The organism is Deinococcus sp. YIM 134068, assembly GCF_036543075.1.
GTDB classification, from domain to species: domain Bacteria; phylum Deinococcota; class Deinococci; order Deinococcales; family Deinococcaceae; genus Deinococcus; species Deinococcus lichenicola.
Genome location: NZ_JAZHPF010000019.1, coordinates 1 through 15963, shown reverse-complemented (window position 1 = coordinate 15963; position 15963 = coordinate 1). Strand labels below are relative to the sequence as shown.

Here is a 15963-nt window from a genome sequence, read left to right as displayed (position 1 = left end):
GTTTACGGCCTGGGGCGGAGGAGGGGCAGGGGCAGATGCACCTTCGGCGGATTCGGTGTGAAGGTGGGAGTACGCTGAAAGAATGAGCTTCAAGATGTGCGCCCGTGTTCTTGCCCTGGCCCTGCTGCCTGTCCTCGCCGCGCCCGCTCTGGCAGGTGGAGGACGTGCGTCGCCACCCCTGATGCCGTTCGCGGAATCCTTGCGTTTCAGCGGGGAGTCCGTGCCCTTCATCATCGAGATCGATCTGGCCCGCACACGCACTCAGCCCGCCGGTCCTCTTCGCATCCTGGTAACGGCCATCACGCCAGAAGGAGAGGCCGTCAACATCGGGAGCCGTCCCGTTCAGGCCGGTGAAAAGCTGACCTGGCAAGGCCGATTGCCTGCGCGGGGCAACCTGATCGTCCACGTACTGGACGCTGACAGGACGACGACCAGCACCGAGATTCGCCGTAACGCCCAGCCCGTCCGCCTCGTCATCATCGGCGACGAGAAGGGCAACTTCGGCGTCAGCGATGGGCGTTGCCCGCCGCGCACGAGTGGGATTTGCAGCAGCTTCGAGTTACGTTCCGAGTAAACGACGGCCTCCGCTCCCGCGCCGCCCGCTCTACCCTGACCGCATGGCCGCACCCGACCCCAACCTCGGCGTCCTCACGGCGATGATCACCCCCGCCGTCCTGATCAGCGGCGCGGGCACCCTCCTCATGAGCACGAGCACCCGCCTGGGCCGCACGACCGACCGGGTGCGGCACCTCACCGCGCGCTTCAAGGTCCTCGTGAGCGAGAGCGGGCAGCAGGAAGCCCTGGCACGCGAGGAAAAGCAGATGATCATCCGCCAGCTTCCGCGCCTCGCCCACCGCAGCCGCATCATCCAGCGGGCGATGACGGCCCTGTACCTCGCCGTCGCCCTCCTCGTGCTGACGAGCATCCTGATCGGCTCGGCGTCCCTCTTCGGCACGTCGTTCGGCTTCGCCCCGGTGGTCCTCGCCATCCTGGGGGCGGCGTCCCTCGCTTATGGGGCGCTATTACTAAGTTTCGAAACGCGGTTGAGCGCGCGGACGACGCAGGAGGAGATGCAATTTCTGGTCAATCTGGGACGGCATTACGCGGGGCTTTACGACGATCAGGAGGTCAAAGGGTAGGGTTTGAACTGCTCACGCCCAATTTCTCTAGCACCCGGTTGAATTTTTTGCGGGTAGGGTCGTTCCACTTTGTACCTGGAAAAGCCGTAATGCTTCGTAAACTGTACAAGCTATTGTTTGCCCAATCCCCAGGTTGAATTTCCCACCACTCAAACTCCACATCCGGCAGCTCGCCCGTCGCCGCTTGACCCTCATATGAGGTTCGGAGCGGGTTTGTGAGTTCTGGACCGGGCTTGAGTTTAAGACCATCAAGGACTGAGAGAAGTATAAGCTTTGCTTCCTGAAATTCGGAGTCATTCAACCAAAGCGTATGCCACAGTAGAAGGAGTGCTGTCCCGGCGGGTAACATCGGGTTGGCTTTCTGGATAACTTGAGCGAGTTTCAATGCTTCTGCCCATCGGAAGATGGGAAGCTGGCAGTGACAATCGCTGTGTCCTAGCAACCCGCCATCAGGGAGATCGGCGTTCTTAAGGTAGTAGTAGAATTCTGAATAGTGATGGCTGACCGAGGCATTGAGTGAAAGAACCAGGCGATAGCCGTATGGCAGCGTCAAGATGAGTTCGGGGCAGAAGACCGACTCGCTGAAGCCGTTGAAGGAATAGTGTTCAAGGTTCTTGACCCACTCCAGGTACTTGTCTTCCCAGGCCACAAGTTCGGGTAAGAAGACAGCCCAAAATCCGGGCTGCGTCAGTTCCACTGGCAGAATAGGTTTTGTCAGCGCTTCCCGGTGATGCTCTTCCACGACGCCTCCTCACGGTGAATGTACCAAGCAAAAGCCCCCACCCGTCGCCGAGTGGGGGTCTTCGAGTTCAGCCGGGCTTCAGTCGCCGTAGCTGGGGGAGATGGTCGTGCTGCCGGGGCGCGTGTCGTCGTAGCGCTGCGTGCCCGTCACCGAGTCGGGGCTGCGGCTCTCGTCGCCGTACTTCTCCAGCGTGCGGTCGTCGGCCACCTGCATCTCGCGGACGGTGGTGAGGCCCGTGCCCGCCGGGATCAGCTTGCCGAGAATCACGTTCTCCTTCAGGCCGATCAGGTCGTCCACCTGCCCGCGCATGGAGGCTTCCGTCAGCACGTGCGTCGTGTGCTGGAAGGAGGCGGCAGACAGCCAGCTCTTCGTCGTCAGGCTGCTCTTGGTGATGCCGAGCAGCACCGGCTTCCACGAGGAGGGCGTCTTGCCGTCCTGCAACGCCAGCGCCTCGTTCGCCTGGTCCACTTCCCAGCGCTCGACCGTCTGACCCTCGAGCAGGTCGGTGTCGCCGCCGTCGGTGATCTCCACGTAACGCAGCATCTGCCGGACGATGACCTCGATGTGCTTGTCGTGGACCTTCACGCCCTGCGAGCGGTACACGCGCTGCACTTCCTCCACGAGATACCGCTGGGCGGCGTCCGTGTCGCGGTAGAGCAGGAGGTCGTGGGGGTTCACCGCGCCGCGCGTGAGCGGCTGGCCCGCCTCCACCCGGTCGCCGTCGCGGACGACGAGGCGCAGGGCCTTGCCGATCTTCGTGGCGGTCTTGGAGGAGTACTGCTCGTCGTCGGCCTCGATGCGGACGAGGTAACGCTCCTCCTCCTCCTCGATGCGGACCACGCCGTCGCGGTCGGCGACGACCGCCTGGTTCTTGGGCTTCCTGGCCTCGAACAGCTCGATCACGCGCGGCAGACCCATCGTGATATCGCCGCCGCCCGCCACGCCGCCCGTGTGGAAGGTCCGCATCGTGAGCTGCGTGCCCGGCTCGCCGATGGACTCCGCCGCGACCACGCCGACCGCCTCACCCATCGAGACGGGCTTGGCCTGCGAGAGGTCGTAGCCGTAGCACTTCTGGCACACGCCCGCCTTGACGCGGCAGTTCAGCGGCGTGCGGACGAACACCTCACCGAGCGCCTTCGCGTCCCGCGTGATCGCCTTCACGTCCTCCAGGCTGAGCATCGTGTCGGCGGCGAGGGTGCGCCCGTCCGACAGCTCCACGTCGGCGGTGAGGGTGCGGCCATAGATCGAGGTCTCGATCTCGCTGCCCTTGCGGCTGCGCCACTCGCCCGTCCGCTCGTCGGTCGCGCCGAGGGGAATCACCGTGTAGTCGGTGGTGCCGCAGTCCACGTCGCGGACGACGACCTCGTGGGCCACGTCCACCAGCTTGCGGGTCAGGTAGCCCGAGTCCGCCGTGCGAAGCGCCGTGTCCGCGCCACCCTTACGCGCCCCGTGGGTGGAGATGAAGTACTCGAGCACCGTCAGGCCCTCGCGGAAGGACGCCTTGATCGGCACCTCGATGGTCGAGCCGTCCGGGCGGGCCATCAGGCCGCGCATGCCGGCGAGCTGGCGAATCTGCTGCGGGTTGCCGCGCGCCCCCGACTGGCTCATGATCCACAGCGGGTTGAAGGGGTAGTTCTGGCTGAAGTTGTCGAACACCGCGTTCTTCACGGCGTCGGTGGTGTCGTTCCAGAGCTGCACGACCTGCTTGTAGCGCTCGTCTTCGGTCATGAAGCCGAACTCGTAGTTCTGCTCGATCTCCTTGAGCTTCTCGTCGGCCTCGGCCAGCAGCTCGCCCTTGTTGGGCGGCAGCACGATGTCGTCGATGCCGATGGTGATGCCGGAGGTCGTGGAGAGCTTGAAGCCGCTGTCCTTCAGGGCGTCGAGCAGCCCGGCGGTGGCCTCGATCCCGAGGTGCTTGAAGCACCCCATGATCATGTCCTTGAGGTTGTCCTTCTCGTAGGCGGTGTCGAGGTTCACGAGCGTGTCGACGAGGTGCGCCTGGTTCCCCAGCGCCTCCTGCACGAGGCGGCGGAACATCACGCGCCCGGCGCTCGTCTCGTACACCGTGCCGTTCAGGCGGATGCGGACGTGATCCTGGTAGTCGATCCCGCCGCGCTCGACGGCCATGATCGCCTCGTCGGGGCTGGAAAAGACGTACTTGACGCGGCCCGGACTGGTCTCCTGCCCGTTCACGGTGATCGGCGTGTTCAGCGCGACCCGGCCCTCGTCCAGCGCGGCCAGGGCGTCCTGCTCGCTGCCGAACTCACTGCCCGCGCCGAGGTTGTCGCGGCGAAGTTGCGTCAGCGTGAAGATGCCGAGGATGATGTCGCGGCTGGGCTTGACGTTCGGCTCGCCGTTCGCGGGCGAGAGCAGGTTGTGGGCCGAGAGCATCTGGATGCGCGCCTCCGCCTGCGCCTGCGCGCTCAGCGGGACGTGGATCGCCATCTGGTCGCCGTCGAAGTCGGCGTTGAACGCCTCACAGACGAGCGGGTGAAGCTGGATGCTCTGGCCCTCCACGAGCACCGGCTCGAACGCCTGGATGCCGAGGCGGTGCAGGGTGGGCGCGCGGTTGAGCAGCACCACCTTGTCCTCGATGACCTCTTCCAGCGCGTCCCACACGCTGTCCCGCGTGTCGCGGTAGCGCTCCAGCATCTTGCGGGCCTGCTTGATGTTGGTGACCTCGCCCTTCTCCTCCAGCACCTTGAACAGGAACGGCTTGAAGAGTTCGAGGGCCATGCGCTTGGGGACCCCGCACTGGTGCAGCTTGAGCTGGGGGCCGACCACGATCACCGAGCGGCCCGAGTAGTCCACGCGCTTGCCGAGCAGGTTCTGCCGGAAGCGGCCCTGCTTGCCGCCGAGCAGGTCGGTCAGCGAGCGCAGGCTGCGGTCGGAGCCGGGGTTGGTGACGGGGCTGCCGCGCCGCCCGTTGTCGATCAGCGCGTCCACGGCCTCCTGAAGCATCCGCTTCTCGTTGCGGATGATCATATCGGGCGCGCCCTGGCCGATCAGCTTCTTGAGGCGGTTGTTGCGGTTGATCAGGCGGCGGTACAGGTCGTTGAGGTCGGAGGTGGCGAAGCGCCCACCGTCCACCTGCACCATCGGGCGCAGGTCGGGCGGCATCACCGGCACCGTCTCCATGATCATCCACGAGGGGCTGTTGCCGCTGCGCTTGAAGGCGCGCGTCACCTCCAGCCGCTTGCGGGCCTTCGCGCGCTTGTGGCGCGAGGAGTCCTTCATCTGCTCGCCGAGTTCGGCCTCCAGCACGTCGAGGTCGAGGTCGTCGAGGAGTTCCTTGACCGCCTCCGCGCCCATCTTGGCCTCGAAGTCGTAGGACTCGATGACGCGCACCTGCTTGCGCACGAGGTCGATCTCGATGCGCCCGCTGATCTCGCTTCTGAGGTTGCCGGAGTCGGCCAGCTCGTCGCCCGGCTCCACGCGGTCGCCGTTCACGACGAGGGGTTCGTCCTGATAGGCGTACACCTTCGCCTTCGAGACGATGATGCTCGCGGGCGCGTGCAGCGTGATCACGCCGTCGGCCCCCGCCACGATCTCCTCGTCCTTGTCGATGGCCCCGACGACCTTCTGGCCCTTGCGGACCTCGGAGCCGTCGCCGACCAGCACATGCATCGTCGGGTTGATGGGGTACTCGGCGCGGCGGGTCCAGTGGACGCTCACCTTCACGTCGCCCTTCTTCTTGGGAAAGGTGACTTCGCTGAGGCGGCTGTCGCGGCTCACGCGCAGGCGGCTGCCCGCCCCGGCGGTCGCCAGCACGGCCCCGGCCTCCACGATCTCGCCCTGAACGACCCCCACGCTCATGCCGTGCGGCACGTACACGCGGGCCAGCAGCTCGCCCTGCGGCGCGGCCTGCTCCTGCTCCTCCTCACCCTCCACGGGTTCGGGGGCGGCCACGGTATCGCGCAGCTCGATCAGCACGCTGTCCTCACCCAGGTCCACCAGGAAGGCGGTGCCGTCCACCGGCGAGGTGATCTGCACGTCACCTTCGAGTTCGCTGAGGATGTCGCCCGCGCGGAAGGCTTCCTGCTCCACCAGCACGTCGGCGGGCAGGGGCAGGCTGGCCTCCACCTGCTCGGCGTAGGCGATCTCGGCGCGGCGCGGGAAGCGGTACTGCGCGAGGCCGTCCATCTTCGAGACGACGTTGCCGCCGAGCGACTGCCCGCGCGTCACGTACTCGCCGTCGCGGATGTTCGCCTCCTGCCCGTTCGGGATGGCGTAGGTCTCCTGCCGCCCGAAGCGCAGCTCGCGGTACTCGTCGTCGGTCAGGAGTTCGCCGCGCTTCAAGGGACGCCCGTCCTTCTGCGCGTTCAGGGGCTGGGTCACGAGGAAGGAGGAGAAGTACAGCACCTTCTCCAGTTGCCCGGCGCTGAGGTCGAGCAGGGTGCCGATCTTGCTCGGCGTGTCCTTCACGTACCAGATGTGCGCGGCGGGCGTGGCGAGGTCGATGTGGCCCATGCGGTAGCGCCGGACCTTGCTGCTCGTCACCTCGACGCCGCAGCGCTCGCAGACCTTGCCCTCGTAGCGCTGGCGCTTGTATTTGCCGCAGGCGCACTCGTAGTCCTTCATCGGCCCGAAGATGCGCTCGTCGAAGAGGCCCTCGCGCTCGGGCTTCAGGGTGCGGTAGTTGATGGTTTCCGGCTTCTCGACCTCGCCGAACGACCACTCGCGAATCTTCGCGGGGCTGGCGATGGCGATGCGGACCTTGTTGAAGTCTTTCATTCAGGCTCCTGGGAATGGAGGCTTGGGGAGGTGGTCTAACCGTCTGAAGGTCTAACCGTCAAACCGCTTCACGGCATGGGGCGCTCTGTTGTTTGACAGTCAGACCGTTTGACCTTTAGACAGCGCGTCAGCGCTTAGGCATCATCCCTTCAAAGATGTCCACCGCACGGTCCCCGTTGTCGAGCACTTCGACATCGAGGCCCAGCGAGTGCAGCTCCTTCACGAGCACCTTGAAGGACTCGGGGATGGTGCTGCCCGACACTTCCTCACCCTTGACGATGCTCTGGTAGGCGGCGTCGCGTCCGTCGATGTCGTCGGACTTGATGGTGAGCATCTCCTGGAGGGTGTGCGCCGCGCCGTAGGCCTCGAGCGCCCACACTTCCATCTCGCCGAAGCGCTGACCGCCGAACTGCGCCTTGCCGCCGAGCGGCTGCTGGGTGATGAGGGAGTACGGGCCGGTCGAGCGGGCGTGCAGCTTGTCCTCGACCATGTGGTAGAGCTTCATGACGTACATGGTGCCCACCACGACCGGGCCGGAGATCGGCTCGCCCGTGCGTCCGTCGAACAGGATGCTCTTGCCGGTGCGGGCGAGCTGCATCTGGGCAGGCTCGTACTCGCCGTTGGGGGGGCTGATGACGCCCACCTTGGCGGCGCGCTCCAGCACCTCCTGCTCGCGCTTGTCCACCTCGAAGCCCTCGTCCTTGCGGCGTTGCAGGCGTTCGGCGGCGGCGACCTCCAGCATCTCCTTGATGGCGATCTCAGTGGCCGAGTCGAACACGGGCGTCACGAACTTCTGCCCGGTCAGGCGCGCGACCTCGCCGAGGTGCGTCTCCAGAATCTGGCCGAGGTTCATGCGGCTGGGCACGCCGAGCGGGTTGAACACGAGGTCGACGGGGGTGCCGTCTTCCAGGTAGGGCATGTCCTCCGGCGGGAGAATCTTGGACACGACGCCCTTGTTTCCGTGGCGGTTCGCCACCTTGTCGCCCACCTGAAGCTGGCGCTTCTGGGCCACGTACACGCGCACCATCTCGCGCACGCCGGGCTTGAGGTCCACGCCCTCGTCGCCCCGGCGGAAGCGCACCGTCTTCACCACGATGCCGCCCTGGCCGGACTGCACGCGCAGGGAGGTGTCCTTCACCTCGCGGGCCTTCTCGCCGAAGATGCTGCGGAGCAACCGCTCTTCCGGGGTCGGCTCGCTCTCGCCCTTGAAGCTGGTCTTGCCGACGAGGATGTCGCCGGGCTTGACTTCCGCCCCCACGCGTACGATGCCGTCCTCGTCGAGGTCACGCAGCGCGGCCTCGCTGAGACCGGGGATATCCCGCGTGATCTTTTCCGGCCCGAGCTTGGTGTCGCGCGCCTCGATCTCGTCCTTCTCGATGTGGACCGAGGTGTAGAAGTCCTTGCGAACCAGCCCCTCCGAGATGCAGATCGCGTCCTCGAAGTTGAAGCCGTCGAAGGGCATGATGGCGATGGTGATGTTCTGCCCCAGCGCGAGACGCCCGAGGTCGGAGGCGGGGCCGTCGGCGATGACCTGACCGGGCCGCACCTCGTCGCCAACGCCCACGATGGGGTGTTGATCGAGGTTGGTGCCCTGGTTCGAGCGGGTGAAGCGCACGAGTTCGAAGGTGCGGATGTTGCCCGTCACCATGCCCGCCTGCGGCGCGTCCTCGGTCAGCGTGACCTGGATCACGCGGGCGTCCACGTAGCTCACGCGGCCCGTCACGTCGCTGATGACGCTGGTGCCGGAGTCCGTGACCACGCGCTCCTCGACGCCCGTGCCCACGGCGGGGCTGTCGGCGCGCACGAGCGGCACGGCCTGCGACTGCATGTTGGAACCCATGAGCGCGCGGTTGGCGTCGTCGTGCTCCAGGAAGGGGATCAGCGACGTGTTGATCGAGACGATCTGCTTGGGCGACACGTCCATGAAGTCCACCTCAATGGGCGTGTACAGCAACGGATCACCCTTGCGGCGGGCCAGCACGCGCTCGTCGGCGAAGGTGCCGTCGGCGTTCAGCGGCGAGTTCGCCTGCGCGATGGTGTAGCGGTCCTCGATGTCGGCGGTCATGTAGATCACGTCGTCCGTGACCTTGCTGCCCTCGACCCGGCGGTACGGGGCCTCAATGAAGCCCAGCGCGTTCACCTTCGCATAGCTCGACAGCGAGGAGATCAGGCCGATGTTCGCGCCCTCGGGCGTCTCGATGGGGCAGATGCGCCCGTAGTGCGTGCGGTGAACGTCGCGCACGTCGAAGCCCGCCCGCTCGCGGGTCAGCCCGCCCGGCCCCAGCGCCGAGATACGCCGCTTGTGGCGCAGGTCGGACAGCGGGTTCGTCTGGTCCTTGAACTGCGAGAGCTGGGAGCGACCGAAGAACTCGCGCATCGCCGCCACGATGGGGCGGTTGTTCACGAGCTTCGTCGGCGTGGCCGCGTCGGGGTTGCCGAGCAGCATCCGCTCGCGCACACCGCGCGCCATGCGGCCCATGCCCACCCGGAGCTGGTCGGCCAGCAACTCGCCCACCGTGCGAACGCGGCGGTTGCCGAGATGGTCGATGTCGTCCTCGGTGACGGGGACCTCGTTCACCACGCCGTCCGCGTCCGCGCCGAGGCCCACCGTCTCCAACCCGCGTTGCAGCGCCATCAGATAGCGAATGGTGTCCACCAGCCCCGCGTCGCTGAACTTGCCGTCGGTGAAGGTGAGCAGGGTGCGTTCCTCGCGGCTGACGCCCAGTTTGGTGTTCATCTTGAAGCGGCCCGGCTCGCCGAGGTCGTACCGCTTGGGGTCGGCGAGCAGCCCGTAGAGGTACTGGATCGCCTTGTCGCGCTTGGGCGGGTCGCCGGGGCGCAGCACGGTGAACAGACGCAGCAACGCCTCGTCGGCGCTCATGCCCGCGCTCTTGTCCTCGGGCAGCTCGGCGTCCGGCTCGAACTCGGTGAACAGCGCCTTGAGCTGAGCATCGTCGTAGCCCAGCACCCGCAGCAGCATCGCCACCGGGAACTTGCGCTTGTTGACCTTCATCTCCAGCACGCCCGCGTTCATCTCCAGCTCGATCCACGGCCCGCGCTTGGGCATGGGGATGATCGCGGCGGTGTAGAGCTTTTTGATGCCCTTGTAAGAGGAGGTGAAGTACACTCCCGGCGAGCGATGAATCTGCGAGATCACCACACGGTCGGCCCCGTTGATGACGAAGGAACCGTCCTCGGTCATCAGCGGCAGGTCGCCCAGGAACACCTGATCTTCCTTGATCAGGCCGCTGTCCTTGTGGATCAGTTGCAGCTTGGCGTACATCGGGGCCTGGTACGTCAGGTCCTTCTCGCGGCACTCCTCGGGCGTGTAGGGCGGCTCGCCGAGGCGGTACTCCAGAAAGTCGAGTACGAGACCCGTCGAGCGGCCCTTCTCGGTCTCGTCGATGGGGAAGACCTCGCGGAAGGCGCTCTGGAGTCCGGCGTTGTCACGGGCGTCGGGTGCCCGGTCGGCTTGCAGGAACGCCCGGAAGGAGTTCACCTGCACCTCGGTCAGGTTCGGCAGCGGAATCACTTCGGCGATCTCGCCGAAACGCTCTATGCGCGGCCTCTGGCTACTTAGGCTCATTCACACCTCGCGCACCCTGGACGTGCGGCTGCGCCCCTCGGGGCAGGGAAAAAGGCGCAGGCGAGACGGCAGCTCTGAGCGGCTGCGTCCCGGAAATCAGGGTTTAGTTGTGGAGCTGCGTCGTCTTCAAAATCTCCTGCCTGACCCATCATGGCCGGCCACAGGTGAGTATAGGAGCTTGTGCCCGCACCCGTCAAGCCCGGCGGGGGGCGGGGCAAAAGCAGTTGAGGGCCTGGTCTAGGATGGAGGGGTGGACGCCCTGCAACCGTACCTCCCCCTGATCTTCAACGTGCTTCGCGGTCTGGCGGTCATCGGCTTGGTGCATGCCATCATGACCCGGCAGCAGGTGTTCTGGATGTTTCTCCTGGCCTTCGGGGCGCTGTTCGGCAGCCTCTTCGGCATGATCGGTGCTGCGCTCTACACCATTCTGGTCTTCGTGCCCTGGCTGCGGGGCCGGGGACGGGTCGCCGGACAGGCGGTCGCGCGCGGGGTGGAGGCCATCAAGCCCCTCGATCTCCGCATCCGCGAGGCGCAGGAACGGCTCTCGGAGAGCGACACCCTCGCCAACCGTACCGACCTCGCCGCCCTGCAAGCCCGCGCGGGCCGTCCCGACGAGGCGCAGGCGACGCTGCAACCTCTCCTGAACGGCATCTACGCCGACGACCCGGTGGTACTGCTCACGAGCGCCGAGCTTGAGCTGGCGCGGGGGAATGCCGCCGCCGCCGAGGAGCTGCTGGGCCGGGTGGACCTGAAGACGAGCGCGGCCACCCGCACCCGTAGCCTGACCCTGCTCGCCCAGGCGCAGGAGGCCCAGCGTAAGACCGCCGAGGCCGACGCCACCTACCGCGACGCCATGACCGCCGCCACCACCGAGGAACCCCGCGCCCGCTACGCCGCCTTCCTGTTGGGGCAGGGGAGACGCGACGAGGCCCGGCAACTTCTCGACCAACTGGCCCGGACAGAGCAGCGCGCGACCAACCTCTACCGCCGTCAGGAGCGCGAGTGGTTCCAGATGGCGGCGGGGCTGCGGCGGGAGCTGAAGTGAATTTGTACGAGCCGGAGGTGATCACGCTCTGGGTCGTCAGGTCATCAGACGAACAGGCGCTCCTTGAGGCCCTTGAGTTCAAGTACGACGAGGTAGGTGAGGTCGTCCTCTCGCCCTTCGCTCAGGCTTTCCGCATCGGCTGGTACAACGACGATTTTGCGGAGCTGCACTTTGGCCGCCCTACAAGTGAGCTAATACGTGAGGCGGCGCAGTCATACCGCACGCTGGATGAACAAGCTCTCCGCAGATTGCCCGAAGGGGAGTGGAATGGCCTTTACCTTCTGGCAAGTCAAGCGGGCGAAGCGTGGACTGCTCCCAGCAACCGCCCGCCTATGCCTCACGATGAGGTCAGCATGGGGGATGCCGTCTTTAAGCTGCTGGACACATTCCACGTCCTCTACCGGCCCACATAGCAAAACCCCCAACCTCGCGGCTGGGGGCTGCACCTGCAACGCTCGCTGAATTACCAGCGGTCGTCGCGGCGGGGGGGACGGCTGTTGTAGCCGCCACCGGTGCCGCTGGTCGCGCTCGCCGGGGCCGCTTTGGTCACGACGATGTTCTTGGCCTGGGGACCCTTGCCGCGCTGGCCGGGTTCGATCTCGAACTCGACCTCATCGCCCTCGTTGAGCTTCTTGAAGCCCTGTGCCTGAATGGCGCTGAAGTGCGCGAACACGTCGTCGCTGCCCTCAGTCTCGATGAATCCGTAGCCTTTTTCCGCGTTGAACCACTTCACTCTACCTACTGCCATACTCACTCCTCGTCATTCCCAGCCAAAAGAGGCGCGTTGGTTTTCACCGAATCGCGCCTCACATGGGACTTGCTGGGAAAATAACGAGGTGAGTATGGCGCGTTCCACTCACCATGATCATGACACAGCTCACAAAGCGTGGGCTATGTCGAAAGAACCCACAGGAAAACCCCCAACCTCGCGGCTGGGGGCTGCACTCCCGGTGGGGAAAGGGATTAGCGGACTTCGACCTTCGCGCCCGCGCCCTCGAGCTGCGCGCGGAACTTCTCGGCGTCTTCCTTGCTGACGCCTTCCTTGATCGCGCCGCCCTTCTCGCTGAGGTCCTTCGCTTCCTTGAGTCCTAGGCCCGTGATGGCGCGCAGTTCCTTGATGACGTTGATCTTGCTCGCGCCCGCGTCCACGAGCACCACGTCGAACTCGGTCTTCTCCTCTTCGGGAGCAGTGGTGGCCGCGCCACCCGCGCCCCCGCCCATCGCCACGGCGGCGGTCACGCCCCAGGTCTCCTTGAGACCGTCGATGAGGTCGGCGAGTTCCATGATGGTGAGGGTGCTGAGCTGGTCGATCAGAGCCTGCTTGTCGTAAGCCATGTTGAGTGTCCTCCTGAACTGAAGTTTGGTGAGCGGTGAGGGAAGGGCTTAGGCCTGAGCCTCGGCAGCACCGCCGCCGAGCTTGGCCTGATAGGCTTCCAGAATCCCGACGAAGTTGCTGAGGTGCGCGCTGAGCACGCCCACGAACTCACCTTGCAGGCTCTGCTTGCTGCCGAGGCTCGCCAGACGCTCGATCACTCGCACGTCCACGGCACGGCCCTCGACGAAGCCGCCCTTCATGGTCGGGATGCCCCGGTCGTTCGCCTTAGAGGCGTCACTGAGCGTCTTGGCGACGCCCGCCGGATCGTCCTGCGCCAGCACGAGCGCGCTGGGACCCTTGAGGGCCTCGCTCAGGTCGCGCCCGCCCGCCTGGAGGGCGATGTTGATGAGGGTATTCTTCGCCACGATCATCTGGCCGCCTTTGGCCCGGATGTCCTGGCGCAGCCGCGTGAGCTGCCCGGCGGAGAGGCCCTGGTAATCGACGACGTAAAACGTCTCGATGCCCGTCAGGCTCTCGCGCAGGCTGCCCAGATTCTGCACGTTCTTTTCGTTCGCCACGCTTGAGTCCCTCCTGTGTGGTGAACAAGTTCAGGTGCGCTCGTCACGCCCTGACAACTCGGCGGGATATTTAAACCTGGCTGGGGTCCCCGCTGTCTACGGTGCCAAATTGAGGAAGGTGCGGAGCGCACCGGGGTGCTGAGGTTGGGAGGGGGAGAAGCACCGGGCCTCTCCCCGAGAGGTCAGGCCTGCGAGCCGAGCGTCAAGGGAATGCTCGGTCCCATCGTGCTCGTCAGGTGGGCGCTGCGAAGGTAGACACCTTTGGCGGCACCGGGCTTGGCGGCCTCCAGCGCACCCAGGAGGGCCTGGTAGTTCGCGCTGAGGTTGGCCGGGTCGAAGCTCGCCTTGCCGATAGGCGCGTGGACGACGCCCGTCTTGTCGTTGCGGAACTCGATGCGGCCCGCCTTGAGACCGCGCACCATGCCGGTCACGTCAGGGCCGACGGTGCCGCTCTTGGGGTTGGGCAGCAGGCCGCGCGGCCCGAGCAGGCGCGCGAGCTTCTGGCCGACCTGCGCCATCATGTCAGGCGTCGCCACCACGGCGTCGAACTCCATGAAGCCGCCCGCGATGCGCTCGATCAGCTCGTCGCCGCCGACCACATCGGCACCCGCCGACTCAGCCGCCGCCACGTTGTCGCCCTTCGTGATCACGGCGACGCGCACGGCACGGCCCGTGCCGTGCGGCAGGGAGACGGTGCCGCGCACGTTCTGGTCACTCTTGCGCGGGTCGATGCCGAGGCGGAAGTGAACCTCCACCGTCTCGTCGAACTTCGCGGTGGCGAGGTCCTTCACGAGCGCGGCGGCCTCGTCGATGGTGTACTGCCGGGCGCGGTCCACCTTCCCGGTGAGCGCGCGGTAACGCTTGCCGTGCTTAGGCATGGGGTGCCCCCTCGATGGTCACGCCCATGCTCCGGGCGGTGCCCGCCACGGTGTTCGCGGCGGCCTCGACGCTCCCGGCGTTCAGGTCGGGCATCTTGGTCCGGGCGATCTCCAGCACCTGATCCCAGTTCAGCTTGCCGACCTTCGCCTTGTTGGGGGTGGCGCTGCCCTTTTGCAGCCCCGCCGCCTTGCGGATCAGGTAGCTCATGGGCGGCGTCTTCGTGATGAAGGTGAAGGAGCGGTCCGCGTAGATGGTGATCTCGACCGGGATGATCGCGTCACCCTTGTCGGCGGTGGCCGCATTGAACTCCTTCGTGAAGCCCATGATGTTCGCGCCGTACTGGCCGAGCGCGGGACCTACGGGCGGGGCGGGCGTCGCCTTGCCCGCTGGGAGTTGCAACTTCACGATTCCGGTAACTTTCTTTGCCATGCTGTTCTCTCCTTAGCTCCCCCAAGTCCTTGCAAAAGGAGTGGGGTGCTGGCGCTAAGTTCCGCCGCGAGGATGGAGCGTGAGGACCGTCGCGACAGCAACTTTAGTATTGTACAGGGGTGGGAGGGCGGCTGCCAACCCCACCCTGCGCCGATCTACTTGGCGACCTGCGCGAAGTCGAGTTCGACGGGCGTCTCGCGGCCAAAGATGCTGACGAGCACCTTGACCTTCGCCTGCGGGGCATTGACCTCGCTGATGACGCCGCTGAAGTCGGCGAAGGGGCCACCCGTCACGCGCACCATGTCGCCCGGCTTGAGATTGACCTTGACGCGCGGCGCTTCTTCCTGCTGGGGCTGTGCCACCACGCCCACGGAGGTGAGCAGACGCTGCACCTCGTCGGGGGAGAGGGGCACCGGGCGAGTCGCCGTGCCGACGAAACCTGTCACGCCGTTCGTGCCGCGCACGACCTCCCACGACTCGCCGAGTTCGCCGGGCGAGTCGTCGTCCTCCACGTCCATCTGCACGAAGACGTAGCCGGGGAAGAGCTTGCGCCGCACCTCGACCTTCTTGCCGCCCTCCTGAATCTCGACGGCCTTTTCCTCGGGTTGCAGCACCTGGAAGATTTTGGTGTGGTGCATTCCCAGCCGCCGGGCGCGTTCCATCAGATGCTGCTGCACGCGGTCTTCCTGGCCGACGTAGGTGTGGACGGCGTACCACTCGATGCTCATCGCAACACCGCCTGCACGACCGCTCCGAAGAGGGAATCCATCGCGAACACGATCAGCGTCAGCGCCACGACGAAGACCAGCACGGCCTGCGTGCCCTCGATGACGCCCTGGCGCGTCGGCCACGTCACACGGGCCAGCTCGGTGCGGGAGTCCCGCAAATACTGAATGATCTTCATACGTTCACCTTCAGAGGAGACGAAAGGCGAAACCTGAGCCGGGCACGTGGGGGCGGCCCGGCGGAGGTCTCAGACCTTCTTCTCCTTGAAGACGACGTGCTTCTTCGCCACGGGGTCATACTTCCGCAGTTCCATCTTGGCCTGCGTGTTACGGCGGTTCTTGGTGGTCGTGTAGTAGAAGCCCGTGCCTGCGGTGCTCTCCATCTTCACGATGATGCGCGGTCCGTCCTTCGCCATGTGCTGCTCCTTTCGCGCGTTCCCGCATGTTGCGCGGGGCCGTGCTCCCAGCCCGCCGACCCTTGCGCCGCAGTCGCTGGTAAAAACCCGCCTTCGGGGGCGGGCAATATTCCGAGTATAGGCAGTCGGGCGGCTAGTGTCCACCCTTGCGACGCCAAGAAGAAAGGGGAGGACCTTTTGGCCTCCCCCTCCCGGTTGAATCGCTTCACTGCAAAACTTTTGTGACGACGCCGGCACCGACGGTGCGGCCACCCTCGCGGATGGCGAAGCGCAGGCCCTCTTCCATCGCGATGGGCTTGATCAGTTCCACCGTGAAGGTCACGTTATCGCCCGGCATCACCATCTCCACCCCCTCGGCCAGTTCCACCACCCCCG

The 15963-nt window shown here is 65.8% G+C and carries 16 protein-coding genes; 4 read left to right on the top strand and 12 right to left on the bottom strand.

The genetic code is table 11. The annotated features are described in order from the left end of the window. The first annotated feature begins 82 nt into the window (after positions 1–82). On the top strand, positions 83–574 hold the full coding sequence (locus tag V3W47_RS15360) for a hypothetical protein (protein ID WP_331826098.1): 492 nt from the start codon (positions 83–85) through the stop codon (positions 572–574). Positions 575–617: 43 nt separating this feature from the next. Next, positions 618–1139, top strand: a complete 522-nt coding sequence (locus V3W47_RS15355) for a DUF2721 domain-containing protein (protein WP_331826097.1) — start codon at positions 618–620, stop codon at positions 1137–1139. Here the strand turns inward: V3W47_RS15355 and V3W47_RS15350 are convergent. The 3 genes from V3W47_RS15350 to rpoB all read right to left on the bottom strand — a co-directional run bounded on the left by V3W47_RS15350 (position 1129) and on the right by rpoB (position 10201). After that, positions 1129–1881 (bottom strand): hypothetical protein, encoded by a 753-nt coding sequence (locus V3W47_RS15350; protein WP_331826096.1) that lies wholly within the window; start codon positions 1879–1881, stop codon positions 1129–1131. The two genes, V3W47_RS15355 and V3W47_RS15350, sit on opposite strands and share 11 nt — an antisense overlap. A 78-nt stretch (positions 1882–1959) precedes the next feature. After that, positions 1960–6615, bottom strand: coding sequence for a DNA-directed RNA polymerase subunit beta' (locus V3W47_RS15345; RefSeq protein ID WP_331826095.1), 4656 nt, complete (start codon positions 6613–6615; stop codon positions 1960–1962). 127 nt (positions 6616–6742) lie between these two features. After that, positions 6743–10201, bottom strand: coding sequence for a DNA-directed RNA polymerase subunit beta (gene rpoB / locus V3W47_RS15340; RefSeq protein ID WP_331826094.1), 3459 nt, complete (start codon positions 10199–10201; stop codon positions 6743–6745). A 250-nt stretch (positions 10202–10451) separates the two neighbouring features. On the opposite strand from rpoB, the gene V3W47_RS15335 reads away from it, so the two are divergent. Continuing rightward, positions 10452–11246, top strand: coding sequence for a hypothetical protein (locus tag V3W47_RS15335; protein WP_331826093.1), 795 nt, complete (start codon positions 10452–10454; stop codon positions 11244–11246). Then, positions 11243–11659, top strand: a complete 417-nt coding sequence (locus tag V3W47_RS15330; RefSeq protein WP_331826092.1) for an immunity 22 family protein — start codon at positions 11243–11245, stop codon at positions 11657–11659. The genes V3W47_RS15335 and V3W47_RS15330 overlap by 4 nt, the downstream gene beginning before the upstream one ends. A 50-nt stretch (positions 11660–11709) precedes the next feature. On the opposite strand, the gene V3W47_RS15325 is transcribed toward V3W47_RS15330, so the two are convergent. From V3W47_RS15325 to V3W47_RS15285, 9 genes are all read right to left on the bottom strand, one after another. Then, the gene (locus V3W47_RS15325; protein WP_331826091.1) at positions 11710–11994 is read right to left on the bottom strand and encodes a cold-shock protein; all 285 of its coding nucleotides are present in this window, start codon (positions 11992–11994) and stop codon (positions 11710–11712) included. A 215-nt stretch (positions 11995–12209) separates the two neighbouring features. Beyond that, positions 12210–12581 carry a 50S ribosomal protein L7/L12 gene (gene rplL / locus V3W47_RS15320; RefSeq protein ID WP_331826090.1) on the bottom strand — a complete coding sequence of 124 codons (372 nt, stop codon included), beginning with the start codon at positions 12579–12581 and terminating at the stop codon, positions 12210–12212. A gap of 48 nt (positions 12582–12629) precedes the next feature. Further along, a complete protein-coding gene (gene rplJ / locus V3W47_RS15315) occupies positions 12630–13139 on the bottom strand; it encodes a 50S ribosomal protein L10 (protein ID WP_331826089.1) in 510 nt (169 codons plus the stop codon). Positions 13140–13321: 182 nt separating this feature from the next. After that, complete coding sequence (gene rplA / locus V3W47_RS15310) at positions 13322–14017, bottom strand: 50S ribosomal protein L1 (protein WP_331826088.1); 696 nt, start codon at positions 14015–14017, stop codon at positions 13322–13324. Next, a complete protein-coding gene (gene rplK, locus V3W47_RS15305; protein ID WP_264774906.1) occupies positions 14010–14447 on the bottom strand; it encodes a 50S ribosomal protein L11 in 438 nt (145 codons plus the stop codon). Before rplK ends, rplA begins: the two co-directional genes overlap by 8 nt. A gap of 155 nt (positions 14448–14602) precedes the next feature. Continuing rightward, entirely contained in the window at positions 14603–15175 is a 573-nt protein-coding gene (gene nusG / locus V3W47_RS15300) for a transcription termination/antitermination protein NusG (RefSeq protein ID WP_331826087.1), read from the bottom strand. Continuing rightward, complete coding sequence (secE, locus tag V3W47_RS15295; RefSeq protein WP_331826086.1) at positions 15172–15351, bottom strand: preprotein translocase subunit SecE; 180 nt, start codon at positions 15349–15351, stop codon at positions 15172–15174. The genes nusG and secE overlap by 4 nt, the downstream gene beginning before the upstream one ends. A gap of 69 nt (positions 15352–15420) precedes the next feature. Further along, positions 15421–15588, bottom strand: coding sequence for a 50S ribosomal protein L33 (gene rpmG, locus V3W47_RS15290; protein ID WP_012692576.1), 168 nt, complete (start codon positions 15586–15588; stop codon positions 15421–15423). A 205-nt stretch (positions 15589–15793) separates the two neighbouring features. Continuing rightward, a partial coding sequence (locus V3W47_RS15285; RefSeq protein ID WP_503623870.1) for an EF-Tu C-terminal domain-related protein occupies positions 15794–15963 on the bottom strand: 170 nt, incomplete at its 5' end.